The organism is Peribacillus sp. R9-11 (assembly GCF_031345095.1).
Classification (GTDB): Bacteria; Bacillota; Bacilli; order Bacillales; family DSM-1321; genus Peribacillus; species Peribacillus butanolivorans.
This window is the reverse complement of the sequence record NZ_CP133763.1, coordinates 112623-136329: the sequence shown is the minus strand read 5'-3', so window position 1 is coordinate 136329 and position 23707 is coordinate 112623. Positions and strand designations below refer to the sequence as shown.

Below are 23707 nucleotides of genomic sequence, written 5' to 3'. Positions count from 1 at the left end.
TTAAAATTATAAATAATAGATTAAGTATATAGGGCTGTGAAGGAAGACTAATTCTTCCATCACAGCTTACATAAGATAGTTATACTTTAATAAGAGATGAAAATCAATTATTCACCTTTATTTTTTTTGATGATTTCTTCAGAAATGCTCTTAGGTACTTCTTCATAATGATCGAAGTGCATAGAGAATGTTCCGCGTCCTTGTGTGTTAGAACGTAGAGATGTAGCATATCCGAACATTTCAGATAGTGGAACCATCGCTTTAACCATTTGTGTGTTACCGCGAGCTTCCATACCTTCTACACGACCACGACGAGATGTGATATCTCCCATGATGTCGCCTAGGTAATCTTCAGGAATTACAACTTCTACTTTCATAATTGGTTCAAGGATAACAGGTTTACATTTAGAAGCAGCATTTTTTAGTGCCATGGATGCTGCAATTTTAAATGCCATTTCATTGGAGTCAACGTCATGGTAAGAACCGTCAAATAATTTTGCTTTGATGTCGACTAGCGGGTAACCAGCAAGTACACCACGGTCAAGTGAATCAACTAATCCAGCTTGTACAGCAGGGATGTATTCACGTGGTACTACACCACCGACGATAGCATTTTCAAATTCGAATCCTTTACCTTCTTCGTTTGGACCAAATTCAATCCATACGTGTCCGAATTGTCCACGACCACCTGATTGGCGAACGAATTTACCTTCAACTTTAGCTGAACCACGGAAAGTTTCACGGTATGCTACTTGAGGAGCACCAACGTTAGCTTCCACTTTAAATTCACGACGCATACGGTCAACAAGGATGTCCAAGTGAAGTTCACCCATACCAGCGATAATCGTTTGACCAGTTTCTTGGTCAGTATGCGCACGGAATGTTGGATCTTCATCTTGTAGCTTTTGTAAAGCTTGACCCATTTTGTCTTGGTCTGCTTTCGATTTTGGTTCAACTGAAAGAGAAATAACTGGTTCTGGGAATACCATGGACTCAAGAATAACTTGGTTCTTGTCGTCACATAGAGTATCACCAGTTGTAGTATCTTTCAATCCTACAGCTGCAGCAATATCTCCTGCGTATACAGTTGATATTTCTTCACGGCTGTTTGCGTGCATTTGAAGGATACGTCCAATACGTTCACGTTTACCTTTAGTTGAGTTGATTACATAAGATCCTGATTCTAATGTACCTGAGTACACACGGAAGAATGTAAGTTTACCAACGTAAGGATCCGTCATTACTTTAAACGCTAAAGCGGAGAACGGTTCAGAATCATCTGAGTGGCGTTCTACTTCTTCTTCTGTATCTGGAAGAGTACCTTTAATTGCAGGTACATCTAAAGGAGATGGAAGGAAGTCGATAACGTTATCTAGCATTAATTGGACACCTTTGTTTTTGAAAGCTGATCCACAGATAACTGGGAAGAATTCAACGTTAACAGTTGCTGTACGAATAGCTGCTTTTAATTCAGCAATGCTGATTTCTTCGCCGCCAAGGTATTTTTCCATTAAGTCTTCATTAACTTCTGCTACTGCTTCAATTAACTTTTCACGGTATTCTTCAGCTAGTTCCCGATGTTCTTCAGGAATCTCACCAACAGTGATATCAGTTCCTAGATCATTGGCATAGAAATGAGTTTTCATTTCAATAAGGTCAATGATTGCAGAGAATTGATCTTCAGCACCGATTGGTAACTGAACTGGATGAGCATTAGCTTGTAGACGATCGTGGATTGTTCCAACTGAATATAGGAAATCCGCACCGATTTTGTCCATTTTATTTACGAATACGACACGCGGTACACCATAAGTTGTAGCTTGGCGCCAAACTGTTTCAGTTTGAGGCTCAACACCTGATTGGGCATCAAGTACAGCTACAGCTCCATCAAGTACACGCAATGAACGTTCAACTTCAACTGTGAAGTCTACGTGTCCTGGTGTATCGATGATGTTTACACGGTGACCTTTCCACTGTGCTGTTGTTGCAGCGGATGTGATCGTGATTCCGCGTTCTTGTTCCTGTTCCATCCAGTCCATTTGTGAAGCACCTTCGTGTGTTTCACCAATTTTATGGATTTTACCAGTATAGTATAGAACACGCTCTGTTGTTGTCGTTTTACCAGCATCGATGTGAGCCATGATACCGATATTACGAGTGTTTGCTAAGGAGAACTCTCTTGCCATTTGTCTTTCTCCTTCCTTCTATAAGGATTTTATAGTAATTGATCTTACCAGCGATAATGAGCGAATGCTTTATTAGCTTCAGCCATTTTGTGTGTATCTTCACGCTTCTTAACAGCTGCTCCAGTATTGTTAGCAGCATCCATGATTTCATAAGCTAAACGCTCTTCCATCGTTTTTTCTCCACGAAGGCGAGAGTAGTTTACTAACCAACGAAGTCCTAGAGTTGATTTACGATCTGGGCGCACCTCAACTGGTACTTGGTAGTTAGCTCCACCCACACGGCGTGCTTTTACTTCTAATACAGGCATGATGTTTTTAAGTGCTTGATCAAAAACTTCGATTGGTTCATTGCCAGTACGTTCTTTGATTAAATCAAATGCAGAGTAAAGAATTTTTTGTGATTTACCTCTTTGTCCATCAACCATTAATTTGTTGATTAAGCGAGTCACAAGTTTTGAATTATAAATTGGATCTGGTAATACGTCTCTTTTCGTTACAGGTCCTTTACGAGGCATTATATTTCCTCCTTTCAAGAAAGTTAATTTTTTGTTTCAAATTATTTTTTTGCTGCTTTCGGACGCTTAGTACCGTATTTAGAACGGCTTTGCATACGATTGTTTACTCCTGCAGTATCAAGAGCACCACGTACGATATGATAACGTACCCCTGGTAAATCCTTTACACGACCGCCACGGATAAGAACCACGCTGTGTTCTTGTAGGTTGTGACCAATACCTGGGATATAAGCTGTTACCTCGATACCGTTTGTTAAACGTACACGCGCATATTTACGTAACGCGGAGTTTGGTTTCTTCGGTGTCATAGTACCCACACGAGTGCAAACACCACGTTTTTGCGGAGATGATACGTTAGTTTGTGCTTTTTTAAAGCTGTTGTAGCCTTTGTTAAGTGCTGGAGATTTTGAATTAACCTCTTTAGACTCGCGTCCTTTACGCACTAATTGATTAATAGTAGGCATTACATTTTTCCTCCCTTCACGTTTTCATTTCTAGTACCACACATCCAGGTGGTTCATAAATGGGTAAAAACAAAGTCTTTGCAAATAGTATTGCAAAAACATTTTTACTTTTTAATGGCAACAGTTGCTGCTCCGACATCAATACCACATGCTTTGCCAAGCATTCTCATCGAATCAACATATGTGATAGGAACATCCAATTCTTTAGCGGTCTCAACGACACGCCCAGTCAAGTATATATCTGCATCATCAGCGATGATAACTTCTTGAATTAAATTGTTTTTCAGAGCTCTAACTGCTTGTTTCGTCCCTATAATCACTGACTTTGCCTGTATTACTTTTTCATAAGACATGGTCCATATCCTCCAAAGTTACAGGGTAACATAGGAGCACCTTTGCTATAGTATCATCTTTAGTCGGATACTGTCAACTTCTTTCAAAAAATTAATTTAAGCAAAAGGTTTTCCTTACATAATACTATTAAGATTTTCACTTTGCCTAAAATGGAAATAAAGCGAGTTCTCACTCGTCTATTTAGTTAGTTGTTCTTATTAAGAGAGACCAGCTCAATAAATTCTGATCCTCAACTCCTCCAAAGTGAAGGAGTGCGGTCTTCAGTTTTAATAGATGAGCTGGCCCTATTTCATTTAATCTACTGTTACTGTATCTGTGCTTTCGCCACCAACAACGACAGGGTTAGCTTTTCTGTAACGAAGCATACCTGTTCCTGCAGGGACAAGTTTACCGATGATAACATTTTCTTTAAGTCCAAGCAATTCATCACGTTTTCCTTTTATTGCTGCATCAGTCAAGACTCTAGTTGTTTCTTGGAATGACGCTGCGGACAAGAAGGAATCCGTTTCTAGAGATGCTTTTGTAATACCTAGTAATACAGGACGTCCAGTAGCAGGTAATTTGCTAGTCAGTAATGCATCTGTGTTCGCAGTTGTAAACTGGTTAACATCCAATAATGTTCCTGGAAGAACTTCAGTTTCACCAGCGTCAAGCACACGGACCTTACGCATCATTTGTCTAACCATAACCTCGATGTGTTTATCACCGATTTCTACCCCTTGCATCCGGTATACTTTTTGTACTTCATGAAGCAGATATTCCTGAACAGTAAGTACATCAGTAACTTTCAGTAATTCTTTTGGATCGATTGAACCCTCTGTTAACTCTTCGCCTCGACGTACGAATGTATCAACAGCTACCCTTAAACGCGCTGTGTACGGCGCAGTATAAGTGCGTGATTCAACTGCACCTTGAACAACGATTTCCTGTTGTTTATCGCGGATTTCATTAATCGAAACAACTGTTCCTTCGATTTCAGAAATGATAGCTTGACCTTTAGGATTTCTCGCTTCAAATATTTCTTGGATACGAGGTAAACCTTGAGTAATATCATCTCCGGCAACCCCACCAGTATGGAATGTACGCATCGTTAACTGTGTACCTGGTTCTCCGATTGATTGAGCAGCAATAATACCAACAGCTTCGCCCACTTCAACTTCTTGACCAGTAGCCAAGTTACGTCCATAACATTTTTTACATACACCATGACTAGTGTTACATGTAAAGGCAGAACGAATCCATGCTGTTTCAATACCAAGAGATTCAATATAATTAGCCAGATCCTCAGTGATAAGATCGTTTTCAGCTACAATCACTTCATTTGTTTCTGGATGTTTAATCGCTTTTCTTGCATATCGGCCTACTAGACGTTCTTCAAGATGCTCGATTATTTCCGTACCCTCTCTCAAGGCAGAAATTTTCAAGCCGCGGTCTGTACCACAATCATCATCACGAATGATAACGTCTTGGGCTACGTCAACTAGTCGGCGTGTAAGGTAACCGGAATCGGCTGTTTTAAGTGCTGTATCAGCAAGACCTTTACGAGCACCATGTGTAGAGATGAAGTACTCTAACACTGTTAAACCTTCACGGAAACTTGATTTAATCGGTAATTCAATGATACGTCCAGCCGGGTTGGCCATCAATCCACGCATACCTGCAAGCTGCGTAAAGTTGGATGCATTACCACGGGCACCGGAGTCACTCATCATGAAGATTGGGTTGCGACGGTCCAGAGAGTCCATAAGTTTCGATTGAATGGTATCCTTAGCGGCACTCCAAATTGAGATAACGCGATCATATCGCTCATCTTCCGTAATTAGACCCCGTCTAAATTGTTTCAGGACGTTATCTACTTTCGTTTGAGCTTCAGTAATGATTCCTTGTTTTTCTTTTAAAACAACAATATCAGCCACACCAACGGTAATACCTGCTTTTGTCGAATATTTGAAACCAAGATCTTTCATCCTGTCTAGCATTTTAGAAGTTTCGGTAATTTTGAAACGTTTAAAGACTTCCGCAATAATATTTCCAAGAATTTTTTTCTTGAATGGATCAATAGCGGGTTGAGCCTTAATCAATTCAGGTATATCAGCGCCTTTTTCCACGAAATACTTCTCTGGGGTTTTTGTTTCCAAATTATAACGTGTTGGTTCGTTAATATACGGGAATGATTTTGGTAAAATTTCATTGAAAATCAATTTACCAACAGTTGTTATTAAGAGTTGGCTATTTTGCTCTTCCGTGAATGTTTCATTATTTAGTGATGATGCATGCACAGCACAACGGGAATGTAAGTGTACATAACCATTTTGGTATGCAAGCAACGCTTCACTTGTATCTTTAAAGATCATACCCTCACCGATAGCGCCTTCTCTTTCCAATGTTAAGTAATAGTTACCTAATACCATATCTTGAGAAGGTGTAACAACAGGTTTACCATCTTTAGGATTCAAAATGTTTTGCGCAGCAAGCATTAGCATACGAGCCTCTGCCTGAGCTTCAGAAGATAAAGGAACATGGACCGCCATTTGGTCACCGTCAAAGTCAGCATTGTAAGCTGTACATACAAGCGGGTGCAAACGAATTGCGCGACCTTCAACTAGAGTTGGTTCAAATGCTTGAATACCAAGTCTATGAAGAGTCGGTGCACGGTTCAGTAGTACCGGGTGTTCTCTAATAACTTCTTCAAGCACATCCCAAATTTCAGGAGATAGTCGTTCAATCTTACGTTTAGCAGATTTAATGTTATGCGCTAAACCTCTTTGAACTAGTTCCTTCATAACGAATGGTTTGAATAATTCAATCGCCATTTCTTTCGGCAGACCACATTGGTACATCTTTAAGTTAGGTCCAACTACGATAACAGAACGACCAGAGTAATCAACACGTTTACCAAGAAGATTTTGACGGAAACGGCCTTGTTTACCTTTTAACATATGAGATAAAGATTTTAATGGACGGTTACCAGGTCCAGTTACTGGACGACCACGACGGCCATTATCGATTAAAGCATCGACAGCTTCTTGAAGCATACGTTTTTCGTTTTGAACGATAATGCTTGGTGCTCCAAGGTCCAATAATCTTTTCAACCGATTATTACGGTTGATAACACGACGATATAAATCATTTAAATCAGATGTAGCAAAACGACCACCATCAAGTTGTACCATTGGACGAAGCTCCGGTGGAATAACCGGTAGCACGTCTAGTATCATCCATGAAGGCTCATTACCAGAGTTACGGAATGCTTCTAGCACTTCCAAGCGTTTAATTGCACGGGTTCTGCGTTGTCCTTGAGCTGTTTTAAGCTCTTCTTTCAACGACTCTACTTCTTTTTCCGTATCAATGTCTTGTAAAAGTTTTTTAATAGCTTCCGCACCCATCGCTGCTTGGAACTTCTTACCGTATTTTTCACGGTATGTACGATATTCTTTTTCAGAAAGAAGCTGTTTCTTCTCTAAAGTTGTATCGCCTGTTTCAGTTACCACGTAAGATGCAAAGTAAATAACTTCTTCCAATGCACGCGGAGACATATCAAGAACAAGTCCCATACGGCTCGGAATTCCTTTAAAATACCATATGTGTGAAACTGGAGCTGCCAGCTCAATATGACCCATACGTTCACGACGAACTTTAGCACGAGTGACTTCAACGCCACAACGGTCACAAACTACGCCTTTATAACGAACACGTTTATATTTTCCACAATGACATTCCCAGTCCTTTTGAGGTCCAAAAATTCTCTCACAGAATAAACCGTCTTTTTCTGGCTTTAACGTACGATAGTTGATTGTTTCTGGTTTTTTAACTTCTCCATGCGACCAAGAACGAATCTTGTCTGGCGAAGCAAGACCAATTTTCATATACTCGAAATTATTAACGTCTAACAAGGGGCCTACCTCCCTTTTAATCTCCAGGTTTAACCCTTGATTGCCGTCTTAATATCAGGCAATCTACACCGGATGATGGTTGATTGAATCAATAAGACTCTAACAAGGCAGCAGGATCTTAAAAGAAACATCTTGCTGCCAGTCAGAGCGGATAATATATAAATTGATGTGTTTATATTTAATTTATTCTTTAGCTGGTGCCCCTACTTCGGAAGCAACCATATCTTTTGTTTCTGAATCAAGGCTTAATTTGTCTGCTTGGTTGGCTTCTTCTTCATCTTCCAAGTCACGCATTTCAATTTCACGGTCTTCGGCATTAAGAATTTTAACATCCAATCCTAAGCTTTGAAGTTCCTTAATCAATACTTTGAAGGATTCAGGGACACCAGGCTCAGGGACATTTTCACCCTTGACAATCGCTTCGTAAGTCTTCACACGACCGACGACATCATCTGATTTAACGGTAAGGATTTCTTGTAATGTATAAGCAGCACCATAAGCTTCAAGTGCCCATACCTCCATCTCACCGAAACGCTGTCCACCAAATTGCGCTTTACCACCAAGTGGCTGTTGCGTAACAAGGGAGTAAGGTCCAGTTGAACGAGCATGAAGTTTATCATCAACCATATGTGCAAGTTTAATCATATACATGACACCAACAGACACACGGTTATCGAATGCTTCACCTGAACGTCCGTCATAAAGGACAGTTTTTGCATCACGGGACATCCCAGCTTCTGCAATCGTACCCCAAACATCTTCCTCAGTAGCACCATCGAATACCGGCGATGCTACATGAATGCCAAGCGCGCGTGCTGCCATACCTAAGTGAAGCTCCAGCACCTGCCCGATGTTCATACGTGATGGTACACCCAATGGGTTTAACATGATGTCGACCGGTGTGCCATCTGGTAAGTAAGGCATATCTTCTTCAGGAAGAATCCTAGAGATTACCCCTTTGTTACCATGACGTCCAGCCATTTTATCGCCTTCGTGGATCTTACGTTTTTGAACGATATATACACGCGCAAGTTGGTTTACACCAGGAGGTAGTTCATCGCCATCTTCTCTGTTAAATACTTTAACATCAAGAACGATTCCACCGCCGCCGTGAGGTACACGAAGTGATGTATCCCGTACTTCACGTGCTTTTTCACCGAAAATTGCATGTAATAAACGTTCTTCAGCAGTCAATTCTGTTACACCTTTAGGCGTAACTTTACCAACTAGAAGGTCTCCGTCTTTTACTTCAGCGCCGACACGGATAATTCCGCGCTCATCAAGATTGCGAAGCGCATCTTCCCCAACATTCGGGATATCACGTGTGATCTCTTCCGGTCCCAATTTCGTATCACGGGACTCAGACTCATATTCTTCAATATGAATAGAAGTGTACACATCATCTTTAACTAAACGTTCACTCATGATGATGGCATCTTCATAGTTATATCCATCCCAAGTCATGAAGGCAACTAATACGTTACGTCCAAGCGCTAACTCACCTTTTTCCATTGAAGGACCATCAGCAAGAATCTCACCTTTTACAACGTTGTCACCAACACTTACGATTGGGCGTTGGTTATAGCACGTTCCTTGGTTGGAACGGATGAATTTTAATAAACGATATTTATCAATGTTTCCTTTTACTTGTTGTCCGTCAACCTCACTTACCCTACGTACCCATACTTCACGTGATTCAACGTGTTCTACGATACCAGGATGTTTACAGATGACAGCAGCACCAGAGTCTTTCGCTGAAACATATTCCATACCTGTTCCAACACGAGGGGCTTCTGGTTGAAGCAAAGGTACTGCTTGACGTTGCATGTTCGCTCCCATAAGGGCACGGTTGGAGTCATCATTTTCCAAGAAAGGAATACATGCTGTCGCGGCAGATACAACCTGTTTAGGAGATACATCCATGTAATCTACGCGGTCACGCGGTACAACGGTATTTTCACCGCGGAAACGAGCAACGACATCGTCATCAAGGAATGATCCGTCATCTGATAGACGAACATTCGCTTGAGCAACTACATAGTTATCTTCTTCATCAGCTGTTAAGTAATCAATTTGGCTTGTAATTCTACCTGTCTCAGGGTCCACACGACGATATGGTGTTTCGATGAAACCATACGGGTTTACCTTTGCGAAACTAGATAATGAGTTAATTAAACCAATATTCGGTCCCTCAGGCGTTTCAATCGGACACATACGGCCATAGTGGGAGTAATGAACGTCACGTACTTCAAAGCCCGCACGTTCACGTGTTAAACCACCAGGTCCCAATGCAGATAGACGACGTTTATGCGTCAACTCAGCCAGCGGGTTAGTTTGATCCATAAATTGAGAAAGCTGAGAGCTTCCAAAGAATTCTTTAATAGATGCAATAACTGGACGAATGTTAATTAGTTGCTGTGGAGTGATTGTATTCGTATCCTGAATAGACATTCTTTCACGAACGACACGTTCCATACGAGATAAACCAATTCTAAATTGGTTTTGCAGCAATTCACCAACAGAACGCAGGCGACGGTTTCCTAAATGGTCAATATCATCTGTGATTCCTACACCATGCAATAAGTTAAAGAAATAGCTAATAGAAGAAATGATATCAGCCGGTGTAATGTTTTTAACCTGGTCGGTCACGTAAGCATTACCGATGATATTAATCACTTTTTCGCCTTCAGCATCGTTTGGTGCAAATACTTTAATAGGTTGAAGAAGAGTTTCTTCTTCTACCACGCCACCAGATGGGTGGAATGTTTTAAAACCGATTCCCGCTTCAATATGAGGCAGAATTCTATCAAGAGTCCGACGGTCAAGCATTGTACCTTTTTCAACTATAATTTCCCCTGTTTCTGGATCAATCAAAGTCTCCGCAATACGTTGCCCAAACAAACGGTTCTTAATATGCAGTTTTTTGTTTATTTTATAACGACCTACGTTAGCTAAATCATAACGTTTTGGATCAAAAAAGCGGGATACTAAAAGACTTTTCGCGTTATCGACTGTAGGTGGTTCACCCGGGCGTAGACGCTCATAAATTTCTAGTAATGCTTTTTCCACACTCTCAGTGTTGTCCTTTTCAAGAGTGTTACGAAGGTATTCATTGTCACCGATTAAATCAATAATTTCTTGATCGGTTCCGAATCCAAGCGCACGCATCAATACCGTAATAGGCAATTTCCTAGTGCGATCGATTCGAACATACACTACATCCTTGGCGTCTGTTTCGTATTCGAGCCATGCGCCACGGTTAGGAATAACGGTCGCAGAGAATCCAAGCTTACCGTTTTTATCCATTTTACCATTGTAGTAAACACTCGGTGAGCGCACTAATTGGGATACAATTACCCGTTCTGCACCATTGATGACAAATGTACCTGTTTCAGTCATCAGAGGGAAGTCGCCCATAAATACATCCTGGTCTTTTACTTCCCCTGTTTCTTTGTTAACAAGGCGCACTTTCACACGAAGTGGAGCAGAGTAAGTAACATCGCGTTCTTTCGTTTCTTCTACAGAGTACTTCGGTTCAGCTAGGCTGTAATCGATGAACTCTAATGATAAATTACCTGTAAAATCCTCAATAGGAGAAATATCCTGGAACATTTCTTTTAAACCTACATCTAGAAACCATTGATAAGAAGCTGTTTGAATTTCAATCAGATTCGGAAGATCCAAAACCTCACTGATTCTTGCATAACTTCTACGTTGGCGGTGTCGTCCATACTGAACAAGTTGACCTGTCAACTGATTCACCCCTTAAATCAAGCGTTATAAGGATCAATTTGCCTCGGAAAAGGAATCATTTCCATAGACAAAAAGAAAATGGTTTTTATTTTAAAAACCACTATTTCTCATAAAACGAACTATTATTTATATATTTTTCCCATATTATCCATTGGTTATACACCAATGGTATAAAAATTGCATAGTTACGGAATTATATATATGCATTTTATAATACTAACATAGCGAAAATTTAGAGTCAAACCTTTTTGGATAATAGTATATAGTAACCCTTTTTCTTAACTGGCACCTCAATATTTCCAAATAACTGCTCCATTTTATCCATGGCGGATGGTGCACCTTGTTTTTTTTGAATGACAACCCATAATTCTCCACCAGCTACCAAACTTTGATAGCTTTCTTCTAAAATTTCGTGGACAACACTTTTACCTGCGCGAATGGGAGGGTTCGTAAGAATTGCAGCGAATTGATTGGAGCCAACTTTGTCAAAACGATCACTTTCGAATATTTTTACATTGGCGATCCCGTTAGAAGCGGCATTCTCTTTTGACAATTCAACTGCCCGGCTATTTATATCAATCATTTCTATCGCTCTATCGGGATAAGCTGCTGCAATTGATATTCCAATTGGTCCATAACCGCAACCTACATCAAGAATATCTCCTTCCACAGCTTCATTAAGGTTAAAGGTTTCAACCAAAAGACGGGAACCAAAATCAACTTCTTTTTTTGAAAAAACGCCATTATCGCTTTTGAAGCGGAAAGTACGTCCCTTTAATGTAAAATCCCAAAATTTCGGATTGCTTACGACATCCGGTTTATGTGAGTAGTAATGCTCTGTCAGAGTCATCTCCCCCTATCAGAAAGGAATATTGAAGATTTAATGAGAGAAGAGATTTGAAGAATGGATACTTGCATGCCGTTAAGTTTGTAGAATCTCTTAACCAAACTATTAACAACAATTTTCCGTCATTTTCTTTAAAATGAAGAGAAAAAAGCCCGCCAGTGATAGCGAGCTTTTTGTTTATGCAAGATTACTTAACTTCAACGCCAGCTCCAACTTCTTCAAGTTTAGCTTTAACTTCTTCAGCTTCTTCTTTAGAAGCGCCTTCTTTGATTGCTTTTGGAGTGTTGTCAACAAGTTCTTTTGCTTCTTTAAGTCCAAGACCTGTAACTTCACGTACAGCTTTGATAACTTTGATTTTTTGATCTCCAGCAGATGTAAGGATTACATCAAACTCAGTTTGCTCTTCAGCAGCAGCGCCACCAGCAGCAGCTACAGCTACAGGTGCAGCAGCAGTTACGCCAAATTCTTCTTCGATTGCTTTTACAAGGTCGTTTAATTCTAAAACAGTCATGTTTTTAACTGCTTCTAAGATTTGATCTTTAGTCATTGTTATTTCCTCCTCGAAATGGTTGGTTTTTTTTTTGAATCAATAGGCTAGATAAGCGGTTAGCTTACGCGCCTTGTTCTTCTTTTTGATCTGCAACTGCTTTTGTAGCAATAGCAAGTCCGCGCATAGGTGCTTGTAGCACGCTGAGTAGCATTGAAAGTAGGCCTTCGCGTGAAGGTAGTTCTGCAAGAGCTTTAATTTCTTCTGCAGTTGCAACATTTCCTTCGATAACTCCAGCTTTGATTTCTAACGCTTCATGTTTTTTCGCAAAATCGTTAAGGATTTTTGCTGGCGCAATAACATCTTCAGTTGAGAATGCAATTGCGTTTGGTCCTGTTAATGATTCGTTCAAAGCGCTAAGTTCAGCACTTTCAGCAGCACGACGAGTTAAAGAGTTTTTGTAAACTTTAAACTCAACGCCAGCATCACGAAGTTGCTTACGAAGTTCTGTTAATTCAGCAACAGTCAATCCACGGTAGTCAACAACTACTGTTGATTGGCTTGCAGTTAATTTTTCAGAAATCTCAGCAACGATTTTTTGCTTTTGTTCAATAATTGCGTTCATCCTTACACCTCCTGTAGATTTGCTTGAAAACATTTATACCGTTTCAAAGAAAAAGCCTTCATCTCTATTGCAGACATGAAGGCAGTAATTTCAAAGGTCATAGTCAACGACTATTATTATCGAATTACCTCGGCAGGGAATTAAGCTCTAGTTGAGCACCTACTGTCTACGGTACAAATGATATTCATTTATTCACAACAAAACATATTATAACAATAATAGTTTTGGAATGTCAATTATTTATTGAAAGAAGAAGAATCAACTTTCACACCAGGGCCCATTGTAGTTGTTACAGAAACGTTTTTCATGTAAGTTCCTTTAGCAGCCGCAGGTTTCACTTTCATTAACGTATCATAGATAGTAGTGAAGTTTTCCACTAGTTTAGCATCTTCGAAAGATACTTTACCGATTGGAGCATGGATGTTACCAGCTTTATCTACGCGGTATTCAACTTTACCAGCTTTGATTTCGTTAACTGCTTTTGTTACATCAAATGTAACTGTGCCTGTTTTAGGGTTAGGCATTAAACCTTTAGGTCCTAATACGCGACCAAGTTTACCAACTTCACCCATCATGTCTGGAGTCGCAACGATTACATCGAATTCGAACCAACCTTGTTGGATTTTGTTGATGTAGTCAGATTCGCCAACATAGTCAGCACCAGCAGCTTCAGCTTCTTTTGCTTTTTCGCCTTTAGCGAATACTAATACGCGTTGAGTTTTACCAGTACCATTCGGTAGAACAACTGCTCCACGAATTTGTTGGTCTGCTTTCTTAGGGTCTACACCTAAACGGAAAGCCACTTCAACAGTTGCATCGAATTTTGCGAAGTTAGCTTTTTTAGCAACTTCGATTGCTTCAGTTACAGCATAAGCCTTAGAAACTTCTACAAGCTTAGCTGCTTCAAGATACTTTTTACCTTTTTTCGCCATGATATAAATCCTCCTAAATTGTGGTTTTAACGGTATAACCTCCCACGAATAAAGGTTGCGAGTATCAATCGCAACCCCGTAGAAACAAATAGCAATTACATGGATTAGTCTTCGATGACAATACCCATGCTGCGAGCAGTACCTTCAACCATACGCATTGCAGCTTCAACGTTTGCAGCGTTTAGGTCAGGCATTTTAGTTTCAGCAATCTCGCGCACTTGATCACGCTTGACTGTAGCAACTTTTTTACGGTTAGGTTCACCAGAACCAGACTCAATACCTGCTACTTTCTTAAGCAATACAGCAGCGGGTGGAGTTTTTGTAATGAATGTAAATGAACGGTCTTCAAATACCGTGATTTCAACAGGAATAATTAGACCAGCTTGATCTGCTGTACGAGCGTTGAACTCCTTACAGAATCCCATGATGTTTACACCAGCTTGACCTAATGCAGGACCAACTGGGGGAGCCGGATTCGCTTTACCAGCAGGAATTTGCAATTTAACCATTTTAATTACTTTTTTAGCCACGAGACACACCTCCTTATAAGTCCGTGATGTGGTAATAGGGATATACCCTCCCACTCATCTTGAATTCTTTATATATTAATAAAGAATGCTTGTATCGTTGAGGCCTAAAAATTGAAACATACTGACCTTTGAAATTTTACCACTTTCAAATGGCAATTTCAAGTTTTTTTCCGTTTATAATTTTTCCACTTGATTAAAGTCAAGTTCAACTGGCGTATCACGGCCAAACATATTAACCAGAACTCTTACTTTACCTTTATCTTTATCAAGTTCTTCAATAGGACCTGCAAAGGTTGCAAATGGTCCTTCTTTAACCTGAACGGTATCACCGATTTCAAAATCAACTTCGATTTTGCTTTCATCAACGCCCATCCGCTTAAGAACGACTTCAATTTCTTCAGGAAGAAGCGCTGTCGGTTTAGATCCAGCTCCTGACGAACCCACAAAACCTGTTACGCCAGGTGTATTCCGAACTACATACCAGGAATCGTCCGTCATAATGATTTCCACTAGTACATACCCTGGGAATACTTTCTTTTTCGTTACTTTCTTTTTGCCATCTTTAATTTCTGTTTCTTCTTCTTCAGGAACTACAACTCGAAAGATTTTGTCTTCCATCCCCATTGTTTCAACACGTTTTTCCAAGTTAGCCTTAACCTTGTTCTCATAACCTGAATAGGTGTGAACTACATACCAATTCTTTTCCATGTGTTAGGACTTTAACGTCCTTCCCTCCCTGCAACAATCATTTTCTTTATTAAACTTTATCTTTGAACGTTTTAGCCAAAAATCAATCCCCGGCGTTATCCCGACTTAACTAGAATATATTGTGATAATTCATTTTACAGCAGTGCTGAATTTTGAACTTCTTCACTTCTTAAAAAAGACAAATTAAAAAACCCGTTTCCGGGCTTTTCTGCTGACACATATTATTCTATCACTATTATACCTTATTTTCGAATCTCTTATTCAATAACTAAGCGAATTAATTCGGAAATGCCCAAATCTACCACCGTAAAGAATAAAGCCATAAACAATACAGTTGTTACTACCACGATTGTATATTTGGTAAGCTCTTTGCGTTTCGGCCAGCTTACTTTTTGCATTTCGCGAGCCACTCCGCTGAAAAATTCGGTCAAGCGTTTCATGAATGTATCCTCCAAGCATTAGAAAGCTTCTTTGTTAATCTATTAATAAAACGGTTATTTCGTTTCTTTATGAATCGCGTGTGAATTGCATGTACTACAAAATTTCTTTATTTCAAGGCGTTCGCTGCTTGTTGATTGATTACTTTCATAACTATAATTTCTTGAACCACATTCAGTACAAGCTAGAACAATTTTTTTTCTCATTTGATACACCTATCCTATCTACTATATCCATAAAACCTTATCACGACTGTCTTTTATTGTCAATAACAAAGCGGGATGAGCCCATCCCAGTATGGATAATCGTGTATCGAAAACCTTTGTTTCTTTACATCCAATTTCAAATCTTAGTGAATAAAACTTCCAAGTGGAGATGGGACAGATGAGATTAAGCGGAAAAAGCGGAGGGATTATAAACTGATTTCCCTTACTTCCAAATAGCGCTCGAGCTTTCTTTTCACCCGCTGAAGGGCGTTGTCGATTGACTTCACATGTCGGTTCAACTCTTCCGAAATCTCTTGGTAGGTTTGTCCATCTAGGTAAAGAGCTAACACTTTTCTCTCCAGATCACTCAGAAGCTCGGCCATCTTTAATTCGATATCGTCAAACTCTTCTTGATTGATAATCAGCTCTTCCGGGTCTAAAACTTTTGTACCCGATATTATATCCATAAGAGTTCGATCGGATTCCTCATCATAAATAGGCTTGTCCAGGGAAACATAGGAATTGAGCGGAATATGCTTTTGACGCGTTGCTGTTTTAATAGCTGTAATGATCTGCCTCGTAATACATAGTTCGGCAAACGCTTTAAAGGAGGATAACTTATCACCTTTAAAATCACGGACGGCTTTATATAAACCAATCATACCTTCTTGAACGATGTCTTCCTTATCTGCACCAATTAAGAAATAAGTCCTTGCCTTTGCTCTAACAAAATTACGATACTTTTGGATCAAGTAATCCAGCGCTTCACTGTCTCCAGTGTGTACCAACTCTATCAATTCATCATCATCAAACTGCAGATACTTTTCGTTCAGTTTCATTCCGAATTTGAGACCCACATTATATCCCCCTGACCTGACTCAGATAGAAATATTATACAGCAGGTAAAAATTACCCGTCAATGGTTCAAATCTTCCCTCGACGCCATTTTTCGAAAATTTCTGCAACTTCTTCACTTAAAGGGATTTTAGCAGCGGGTTTTATTATGGTTGTTTTTTTTACATCCTTCTCAATTTCCCCTTGAATTTCTTCCATCTCAATAAGCAGTTCGCGGGCAGATTTCCTTAGAGCCCCTTGGCCAAATATCACCCACTGCTCCGTGAAGTCAGAAGTCGCCACTTGAATCTGCGTTTTGATATTATTCAGTTCAATTGCCATCTTTTCTATTCTCTCATCAGCAGTTTCATTTTCTTTTGTAAAAATTACATCTACCTTATGATTTTTGAATATCCGGGCAATTCCTTGAACATATTGGGCGTCAAATACGACAATTACGCGATACCCGGTAAAGGCTTGATATTCCGCCATCATTTCAATTAACCGGTCCCTTGCAGCAGCAAGATCCCGTTCTTTCAATTCTCTCAGTTCCGGCCAGGCCCCAATAATGTTGTAACCGTCCACTAACAGAATATTCATCCCATTATTGGCCTAAAGGATTTCTTTTTCTATAGACCTCATACATCAATAAACCAGCTGCTACCGATGCATTTAACGACGTTACTTGTCCTGCCATAGGGAGACGGATGAGGAAATCGCATTTTTCCTTCATTAAACGGGCCATTCCTTTACCTTCGCTACCAATTACAAGTCCAATGGGCATCTTGCCGTCCATGTTACGGTAATCATCGCTACCTTTCGCATCTGTACCGACAATCCAGACACCACGCTCTTTTAACTCTTCAACTGCTCGTGCCAAATTCGTAACACGAGCAACTGGAATATACTCAATTGCACCGGTCGATGCTTTCGCTACTGTTGCCGTTAATCCCACTGCTCTCCGTTTTGGAATAATAATTCCATGGGCTCCGACAGCATCTGCTGTTCTCATAATTGATCCTAAATTATGTGGATCTTCAACTTCATCAAGAATCATGAAAAATGGCGCTTCATCCCGTTCTGCCGCTTTGGCGAATAAGTCATCCAATTCTACATATTCATAAGCCGCCACTTGTGCGACAACACCTTGATGAATACCATCTGCCATTTGATCAATTTTTTTCTTTGGAACAATTTGCACAAATACCTTCTTTTCTTTAGCAAGACCAATAAGTGGTTGCATTGACCCTTTTTGCGAGCCTTCTGCTATCCAAATTTTATTTATATCCCGTTCGGAGCGAAGTGCTTCCAATACGGGGTTTCTTCCAATGATGTATTCTTCACTCATGGGTTACTCCCCTTTTCTTCTTCAATGAATTCAATAGACTTTCTAATAAGCTCTTCCATTCTTTCTATTCGACCGGATAAATACAGAAAGCCCATAAGAGCCTCAAAGGCCGTACTGTAACGATACGTTTGCACATCTGTATTCTTCGGAACCGAACCGGATTTCGCATTACGGCCGCGACGGACGACAGCGGATTCTTCTTCTGATAACCAACCTGACTCCAAGAAAAAATGAATAATCTTATTTTGAGCTTTAGCTGATACAAAAGATGTTGCTTTTTTGTGAAGAAGATTAGGCTTGACCGCTCCTTTTTGAATGAGATGATGCCGGATATACGTTTCATATACGGCATCACCTATATAGGCTAGAGCAAGACTGTTTAACATTTTTTCATCTACTTTATTATCGTAATGAAGCATCAATTACCCTCTTTTCCATCTTGTACCTTGAGGGGTATCCTCTAATATAATATTCATGTTTTTCAAGCGGTCACGAATTTCATCAGATAACCCAAAGTTGCGATCTTTCCGCGCTTGAATTCTCTGCTGAATCAAGCCTTCAATTTCTTCATCCAACAACCCTTCTTCTTCTAGAGACAAACCTAGAACTGAAAACAGTGTTTGGAATTCTTCAAGGAAAGCCTCAATGACTTCCTTGTCGGTATTTTTCTCCATCAAGTAATAATTTGCTTGCTTGGACAGTTCAAAGAGAATGGATATCGCGTTAGCTGTGTTAAAATCATCGTCCATTTCTTGAATGAACTGTTCATGTAACGCATTTACTTTCTCCAGCCAAACATCATTATTCTCAGTCAACCCATCACTTACTTGGAGACGATGCTTTAAGTTTTGGTATGATGTTCTTAAACGATCAAGTGCCGCCTTTACATTCTCTAGTACTTCTTCGCTGTAATTGATAGGATGGCGGTAATGTACGGATAACATGAAGAAGCGTAACACTTGTGGATCATGCTTCTGAATGATGTCATGCACAAGAACAAAATTGCCTAAGGACTTAGACATTTTTTCATTATCAATATTGATATACCCGTTATGCATCCAATAATTCGCAAAGGTCTTGCCCGTTAATGCCTCAGATTGTGCAATTTCATTTTCATGATGGGGAAAAGCTAGATCTTGGCCGCCTGCGTGTATATCAATTGTATCGCCCAAATACTTTCTGACCATGGCAGAGCATTCGATATGCCAACCGGGACGCCCCTTACCCCATGGACTCTCCCAAGATATTTCACCTTCCTTAGCCGCTTTCCAAAGGGCAAAATCAAGGGCATCTTGTTTTTTCTCACCAATTTCAATGCGTGCCCCAACTCGCAGCTCATCGATGGATTGGTGGGACAACTTTCCATACCCTTCAAATTTACGAGTTCGGTAGTACACATCACCTTCAGATTCATAAGCGAATCCTTTTTCAATCAATGCCGAAATAAATTCAATAATTGTATCCATGTTCTCCATCACGGTCGGATGTGCATCCGCCTTTTTGCAACCAAGCGCAGAAACGTCTTCAAAATACGCCTTAATAAAACGTTCTGAAATGGCCGGGACATCTTCCCCCAATTCTTTTGCTGCGCGAATGAGTTTATCATCAACATCTGTGAAATTCGAAACAAATTGAACTTCATACCCACGATAATCTAAATATCTTCGAACGGTATCAAATACTATTGCGGGTCTAGCATTTCCAATATGAATGTAATTGTAGACAGTAGGTCCGCACACATACATTTTCACCTTTCCTTCTTCAATCGGAACGAAGGCTTCTTTCTGTCTTGTAACTGTGTTATATATTTTAATTGCCATATTATAAACTCCTTTCTTCCTGCCTCTGCTCAGCCAACTTCGCTTTTAAGGCAAAGATTTCTTTATCCATTTCCTTGAAACGGTCAGCAATCGGATCAGGAAGATCTGAATGATTTAAGTCTTTATTGATTTTGATACCATCTCGAATGACTACTTTACCTGGAATGCCTACCACCGTTGAATTAGGAGGTACTTCCTTTAAAACGACAGAACCTGCACCGATTTTTGAGTTTTCACCAACTGTGATGGAACCCAGTACTTTTGCTCCTGTTGCAATCAATACATTATCTTTTATCGTAGGATGGCGTTTTCCCTTTTCCTTACCTGTTCCTCCAAGCGTGACCCCTTGAAAGACAGACACATTGTCGCCAATTTCACATGTTTCACCAATGACGATCCCCATTCCATGGTCAATGAAAAATCGACGGCCTATAGTAGCCCCTGGGTGAATTTCAATCCCAGTAAAAAACCGACTGATTTGAGAAATACTTCTCGCTAGGAAAAAAAACTTCTTCTTGAAAAGTACGTGAGCCATTCTATGACTCCAAATTGCATGTAAACCAGCATACGTTAAAATAACTTCCAAATAACTACGCGCAGCAGGATCTTGATCAAAAACCACTTCGATATCCTCTTTAAACATCTTTAACAAAATGATTCCCCCCTATGTTCCTTCCTTTTCCAACATCCCCTCATAAACCTTTTAAAGCATATAAAAAAGCGTCTCTGTCCTAATAGACAGAGACGCTCTAAGCGCGGTTCCACTCTGTTTGGAATGGTTTCCAGCAGGTAAAAAGCACCCCTGTTTTTCCATTCCCAACTTTTATCCCTATAACGGAGGATATTCCGCCTGTGCCTACTAGAGGTTAGTTCAGCAAAGGACTCAAGGGTGCATTTCAGAAAACGAGAGGCTTGAACCACTTTCAGCAGGTTATGGTTCTCTCTAATAAGCTTCGTTTACTTACTTCTCCCCATCTACGCGTTCTTTTGTAAGATTATTAAATACTATATTACATTTTTGACAAATTGTTAATATAAAATACTTTGAATACGTTGTTTAATTTTTTCTTTGCCAAGTAATGAAATAGCTTTAGGCAAGTCAGGTCCATGTGTTTGACCAGTCACAGCTGCACGAATTGGCATGAATAATTTTTTCCCTTTATGCCCTGTGCTTTTTTGTACAGCTTTAATTGACTTCTTAATTTCGTCGGCCTTAAATTCCTCCAGCCCTTCGATTTCTTGAAGGAAAGCATTCATGACTTCTGGTACTTGCTCTTCTGCTAGGACTTCTTTCGCTTCAGTCTCAAACTCGACCTCATCCTTGAAAAATAGTTCAGACAGCTCAACAATTTCCGCTCCATAGCTCATCTGCTCTTGATAAAGAGAAACAAGCCCGTGTACCCACTCTTCTTCTTCAGCAGTTAGGGACGCAGAAACCTTCCCAGCCTTGATTAAATGTGGCATAGACAATTCCACTGCACGATCCTCATCCAATTGCTTCACATATTGGTTATTCATCCAAGTAAGCTTTTGCTTATCGAAAAGTGCAGGCGATTTAGACAATCGATCAGGCTCAAAAAGATTAATAAACTCTTCTTTTGAGAAGATCTCTTCCTCGCCGCCCGGTGACCATCCTAGTAAAGTAATGAAGTTGAATAACGCTTCAGGCAAATAACCCAACTCTTCATATTGCTCAATGAATTGAATAATCGATTCATCACGTTTACTTAGTTTTTTTCGGCTTTCATTTACAATTAGAGTCATATGACCGAACACAGGCGGTTCCCAACCGAATGCTTCATAAATCATTAATTGCTTTGGAGTATTGGAGATATGATCATCACCGCGAAGAACATGGGAAATCTTCATCAAGTGATCATCCACCGCTACCGCAAAGTTATAAGTTGGAATACCATCTTTTTTAACGATAACAAAGTCTCCAAAGCCATCTGTCTCAAACGATACGTCATCCTTAACCATATCTTTGAACGTAAGGACCTTACCTGAAGGAACGGCAAAACGAACGCTAGGCTTTCTGCCTTCTGCCTCTAGTTTCACTTGCTCTTCATCAGTTAAATGCCTGCACTTCCCTGAATACTTTGGTGTTTCATTACGTTCAACCTGTCCTTCCCGCTCTGCTTCAAGTTCCTCTTCCGTACAATAGCATTTATAAGCCAAGCCCTTGTTCAGAAGCTCTTGATACAATTCTTGGTACAGGTCGTTTCTCTCTGATTGACGATACGGGCCATATTCCCCGCCAATATCAACACCTTCGTCCCAGTCCATACCAAGCCATTTTAAATATTTCAGCTGACTTTCTTCGCCGCCTTCAATATTTCTCTTTTTGTCGGTATCTTCAATCCGGATGATGAATTTCCCGCCTTTATTTCGTGCGTATAAATAATTAAATAAAGCCGTCCGTGCATTTCCTATATGTAAATGTCCAGTCGGACTCGGTGCATAGCGAACTCGAATATCGCTGCTCATGATATATCTAGACCTCCCAGTCTTTCTTTTCTATCGTTTATTTTATCATTTAAATTCATTGGGATAAAGGTATCCACTCTAAAAACGAATTTAGTTTGATTTAACCAATAAGACAACAGCCTGTGCCGCAATTCCTTCACTTCTGCCAGTAAATCCAAGCTTCTCGGTTGTGGTTGCTTTTACATTGATTTGATCAACTGAAGCATCTAAAAGTTCTGCAATCCTGACTCGCATTTCTTCAATATATGGAGCCATCTTCGGACTTTGTGCAATGATTGTACAATCAGCATTCCCTAGTACATAGCCTTCTTTTTTTACAATCGCCCAAATATACTGCAGCAGTTTTGCCGAATCAGCGTCTTTAAATTCCGGGTCAGTATCCGGAAAATGCTTACCAATATCTCCTGCACCAATTGCTCCTAAGCAAGCATCGGCAACAGTATGTAGAAGCACATCCGCATCCGAATGGCCAAGTAACCCTTTCTCATAAGGAATTGTAATCCCACCAATAATTAAAGGTCTTCCCTCTACAAGCTGATGAACGTCATATCCTTGTCCAATTCGAAACATCTTATTCTCCCCTATCATCAAAGTTGTTGTTTATGTAAAATCGCTTCTGCAAAATAAAGGTCTTCCTGTGTCGTAATTTTAATATTATCATAAGTGCCTTCAATAATAACTACCTGTTCGTTGATCCGTTCTAGCAAACTTGCATCGTCCGTACCTAAAAATGACTCCAACTCCGCCTGTTCATGCGCCCTTTTTAATATAGATACACGAAAAGCTTGTGGAGTTTGTACCGCCCACAAGCTTGATCGTTCCACCGTTTCTAGAACCTTTTTATCGGCGGCTTTTTTTATGGTATCCTTTACTGGAACCGCAATGACCGCCCCTCCATGAAGGGAAGCAGAAGACGTTAATTCACTGATTTGCACCTGGTCGATAAAAGGGCGAGCGCCGTCGTGGACCAGAATAATTTCTTCTCCTGCATGTTTTAGCCCATTATAAACACTCTGTTGACGTTCCTTGCCACCTGTCACGAGTTTCTTGACCTTCTTAAGGTCATATGTCGCTATCATTTGTATGAAATAATCCTCTTCTGTCGGATTTATCGAAAGGATAATCCCCCGACAGTTAGGATCTTCTTCAAAAACACGAAGTGTATAAACAATAATCGGGGTACCTGATAGTTCAATAAAAAGTTTATTCTTGCCCGCTTTCATTCGTTTTCCTTGTCCAGCTGCAGGTATCACTACTTCATAAAACATAACGGTTTCTCC

The 23707-nt window shown here is 40.1% G+C and carries 23 protein-coding genes and 2 other annotated features; all 23 genes read right to left on the bottom strand.

The window, feature by feature from the left end; all coding sequences use genetic code 11:
• Positions 1-107: 107 nt before the first annotated feature.
• Positions 108-2186, bottom strand: a complete 2079-nt coding sequence (fusA, locus tag RE409_RS00695; protein WP_201250181.1) for an elongation factor G — start codon at positions 2184-2186, stop codon at positions 108-110.
• A gap of 44 nt (positions 2187-2230) precedes the next feature.
• Positions 2231-2701: a 30S ribosomal protein S7 gene (gene rpsG / locus RE409_RS00690; RefSeq protein WP_048677878.1), complete on the bottom strand. Its 471-nt coding sequence runs from the start codon at positions 2699-2701 to the stop codon at positions 2231-2233.
• 41 nt (positions 2702-2742) lie between these two features.
• Complete coding sequence (gene rpsL / locus RE409_RS00685) at positions 2743-3165, bottom strand: 30S ribosomal protein S12 (RefSeq protein WP_053349068.1); 423 nt, start codon at positions 3163-3165, stop codon at positions 2743-2745.
• Between the two features lie 104 nt (positions 3166-3269).
• The gene (locus RE409_RS00680; RefSeq protein ID WP_034305040.1) at positions 3270-3518 is read right to left on the bottom strand and encodes a 50S ribosomal protein L7ae-like protein; all 249 of its coding nucleotides are present in this window, start codon (positions 3516-3518) and stop codon (positions 3270-3272) included.
• Positions 3519-3812: 294 nt separating this feature from the next.
• A complete protein-coding gene (gene rpoC / locus RE409_RS00675) occupies positions 3813-7412 on the bottom strand; it encodes a DNA-directed RNA polymerase subunit beta' (RefSeq protein ID WP_056521826.1) in 3600 nt (1199 codons plus the stop codon).
• A gap of 183 nt (positions 7413-7595) precedes the next feature.
• The gene (gene rpoB, locus RE409_RS00670; RefSeq protein ID WP_201188198.1) at positions 7596-11165 is read right to left on the bottom strand and encodes a DNA-directed RNA polymerase subunit beta; all 3570 of its coding nucleotides are present in this window, start codon (positions 11163-11165) and stop codon (positions 7596-7598) included.
• A gap of 238 nt (positions 11166-11403) precedes the next feature.
• Positions 11404-12009, bottom strand: coding sequence for a class I SAM-dependent methyltransferase (locus tag RE409_RS00665; RefSeq protein ID WP_309559216.1), 606 nt, complete (start codon positions 12007-12009; stop codon positions 11404-11406).
• A gap of 190 nt (positions 12010-12199) precedes the next feature.
• Positions 12200-12559, bottom strand: coding sequence for a 50S ribosomal protein L7/L12 (gene rplL, locus RE409_RS00660; protein WP_053349071.1), 360 nt, complete (start codon positions 12557-12559; stop codon positions 12200-12202).
• A gap of 64 nt (positions 12560-12623) precedes the next feature.
• Entirely contained in the window at positions 12624-13124 is a 501-nt protein-coding gene (gene rplJ / locus RE409_RS00655; RefSeq protein ID WP_201188196.1) for a 50S ribosomal protein L10, read from the bottom strand.
• Positions 13125-13163: 39 nt separating this feature from the next.
• Positions 13164-13314, bottom strand: a sequence feature (ribosomal protein L10 leader region).
• 46 nt (positions 13315-13360) lie between these two features.
• Positions 13361-14056 carry a 50S ribosomal protein L1 gene (gene rplA, locus RE409_RS00650; RefSeq protein WP_056521819.1) on the bottom strand — a complete coding sequence of 232 codons (696 nt, stop codon included), beginning with the start codon at positions 14054-14056 and terminating at the stop codon, positions 13361-13363.
• Between the two features lie 104 nt (positions 14057-14160).
• Entirely contained in the window at positions 14161-14586 is a 426-nt protein-coding gene (gene rplK / locus RE409_RS00645) for a 50S ribosomal protein L11 (protein WP_053349074.1), read from the bottom strand.
• A 174-nt stretch (positions 14587-14760) separates the two neighbouring features.
• Positions 14761-15294, bottom strand: coding sequence for a transcription termination/antitermination protein NusG (gene nusG, locus RE409_RS00640; protein WP_053349075.1), 534 nt, complete (start codon positions 15292-15294; stop codon positions 14761-14763).
• Positions 15295-15551: 257 nt separating this feature from the next.
• A complete protein-coding gene (gene secE / locus RE409_RS00635; RefSeq protein ID WP_053349076.1) occupies positions 15552-15734 on the bottom strand; it encodes a preprotein translocase subunit SecE in 183 nt (60 codons plus the stop codon).
• Positions 15735-15788: 54 nt separating this feature from the next.
• Entirely contained in the window at positions 15789-15938 is a 150-nt protein-coding gene (gene rpmG / locus RE409_RS00630; protein WP_082527447.1) for a 50S ribosomal protein L33, read from the bottom strand.
• Between the two features lie 206 nt (positions 15939-16144).
• Positions 16145-16777 (bottom strand): RNA polymerase sporulation sigma factor SigH, encoded by a 633-nt coding sequence (sigH, locus tag RE409_RS00625; RefSeq protein WP_098175004.1) that lies wholly within the window; start codon positions 16775-16777, stop codon positions 16145-16147.
• An 85-nt stretch (positions 16778-16862) separates the two neighbouring features.
• Positions 16863-17372, bottom strand: coding sequence for an NYN domain-containing protein (locus RE409_RS00620; RefSeq protein ID WP_053349078.1), 510 nt, complete (start codon positions 17370-17372; stop codon positions 16863-16865).
• Between the two features lie 4 nt (positions 17373-17376).
• Complete coding sequence (rlmB, locus tag RE409_RS00615) at positions 17377-18120, bottom strand: 23S rRNA (guanosine(2251)-2'-O)-methyltransferase RlmB (protein WP_056521815.1); 744 nt, start codon at positions 18118-18120, stop codon at positions 17377-17379.
• Entirely contained in the window at positions 18117-18539 is a 423-nt protein-coding gene (locus RE409_RS00610) for a Mini-ribonuclease 3 (protein ID WP_201188195.1), read from the bottom strand. Before RE409_RS00610 ends, rlmB begins: the two co-directional genes overlap by 4 nt.
• 3 nt (positions 18540-18542) lie before the next feature.
• A complete protein-coding gene (cysS, locus tag RE409_RS00605) occupies positions 18543-19940 on the bottom strand; it encodes a cysteine--tRNA ligase (RefSeq protein WP_201188194.1) in 1398 nt (465 codons plus the stop codon).
• Position 19941: 1 nt separating this feature from the next.
• Positions 19942-20592, bottom strand: coding sequence for a serine O-acetyltransferase (cysE, locus tag RE409_RS00600; RefSeq protein ID WP_201188193.1), 651 nt, complete (start codon positions 20590-20592; stop codon positions 19942-19944).
• 85 nt (positions 20593-20677) lie between these two features.
• Positions 20678-20927, bottom strand: a binding site (T-box leader).
• 42 nt (positions 20928-20969) lie between these two features.
• Positions 20970-22427 (bottom strand): glutamate--tRNA ligase, encoded by a 1458-nt coding sequence (gltX, locus tag RE409_RS00595; RefSeq protein ID WP_201188192.1) that lies wholly within the window; start codon positions 22425-22427, stop codon positions 20970-20972.
• Positions 22428-22517: 90 nt separating this feature from the next.
• Positions 22518-22997, bottom strand: coding sequence for a 2-C-methyl-D-erythritol 2,4-cyclodiphosphate synthase (gene ispF, locus RE409_RS00590; RefSeq protein ID WP_056521805.1), 480 nt, complete (start codon positions 22995-22997; stop codon positions 22518-22520).
• A gap of 17 nt (positions 22998-23014) precedes the next feature.
• Positions 23015-23695, bottom strand: a complete 681-nt coding sequence (gene ispD, locus RE409_RS00585; protein WP_201188191.1) for a 2-C-methyl-D-erythritol 4-phosphate cytidylyltransferase — start codon at positions 23693-23695, stop codon at positions 23015-23017.
• Positions 23696-23707: the final 12 nt, after the last annotated feature.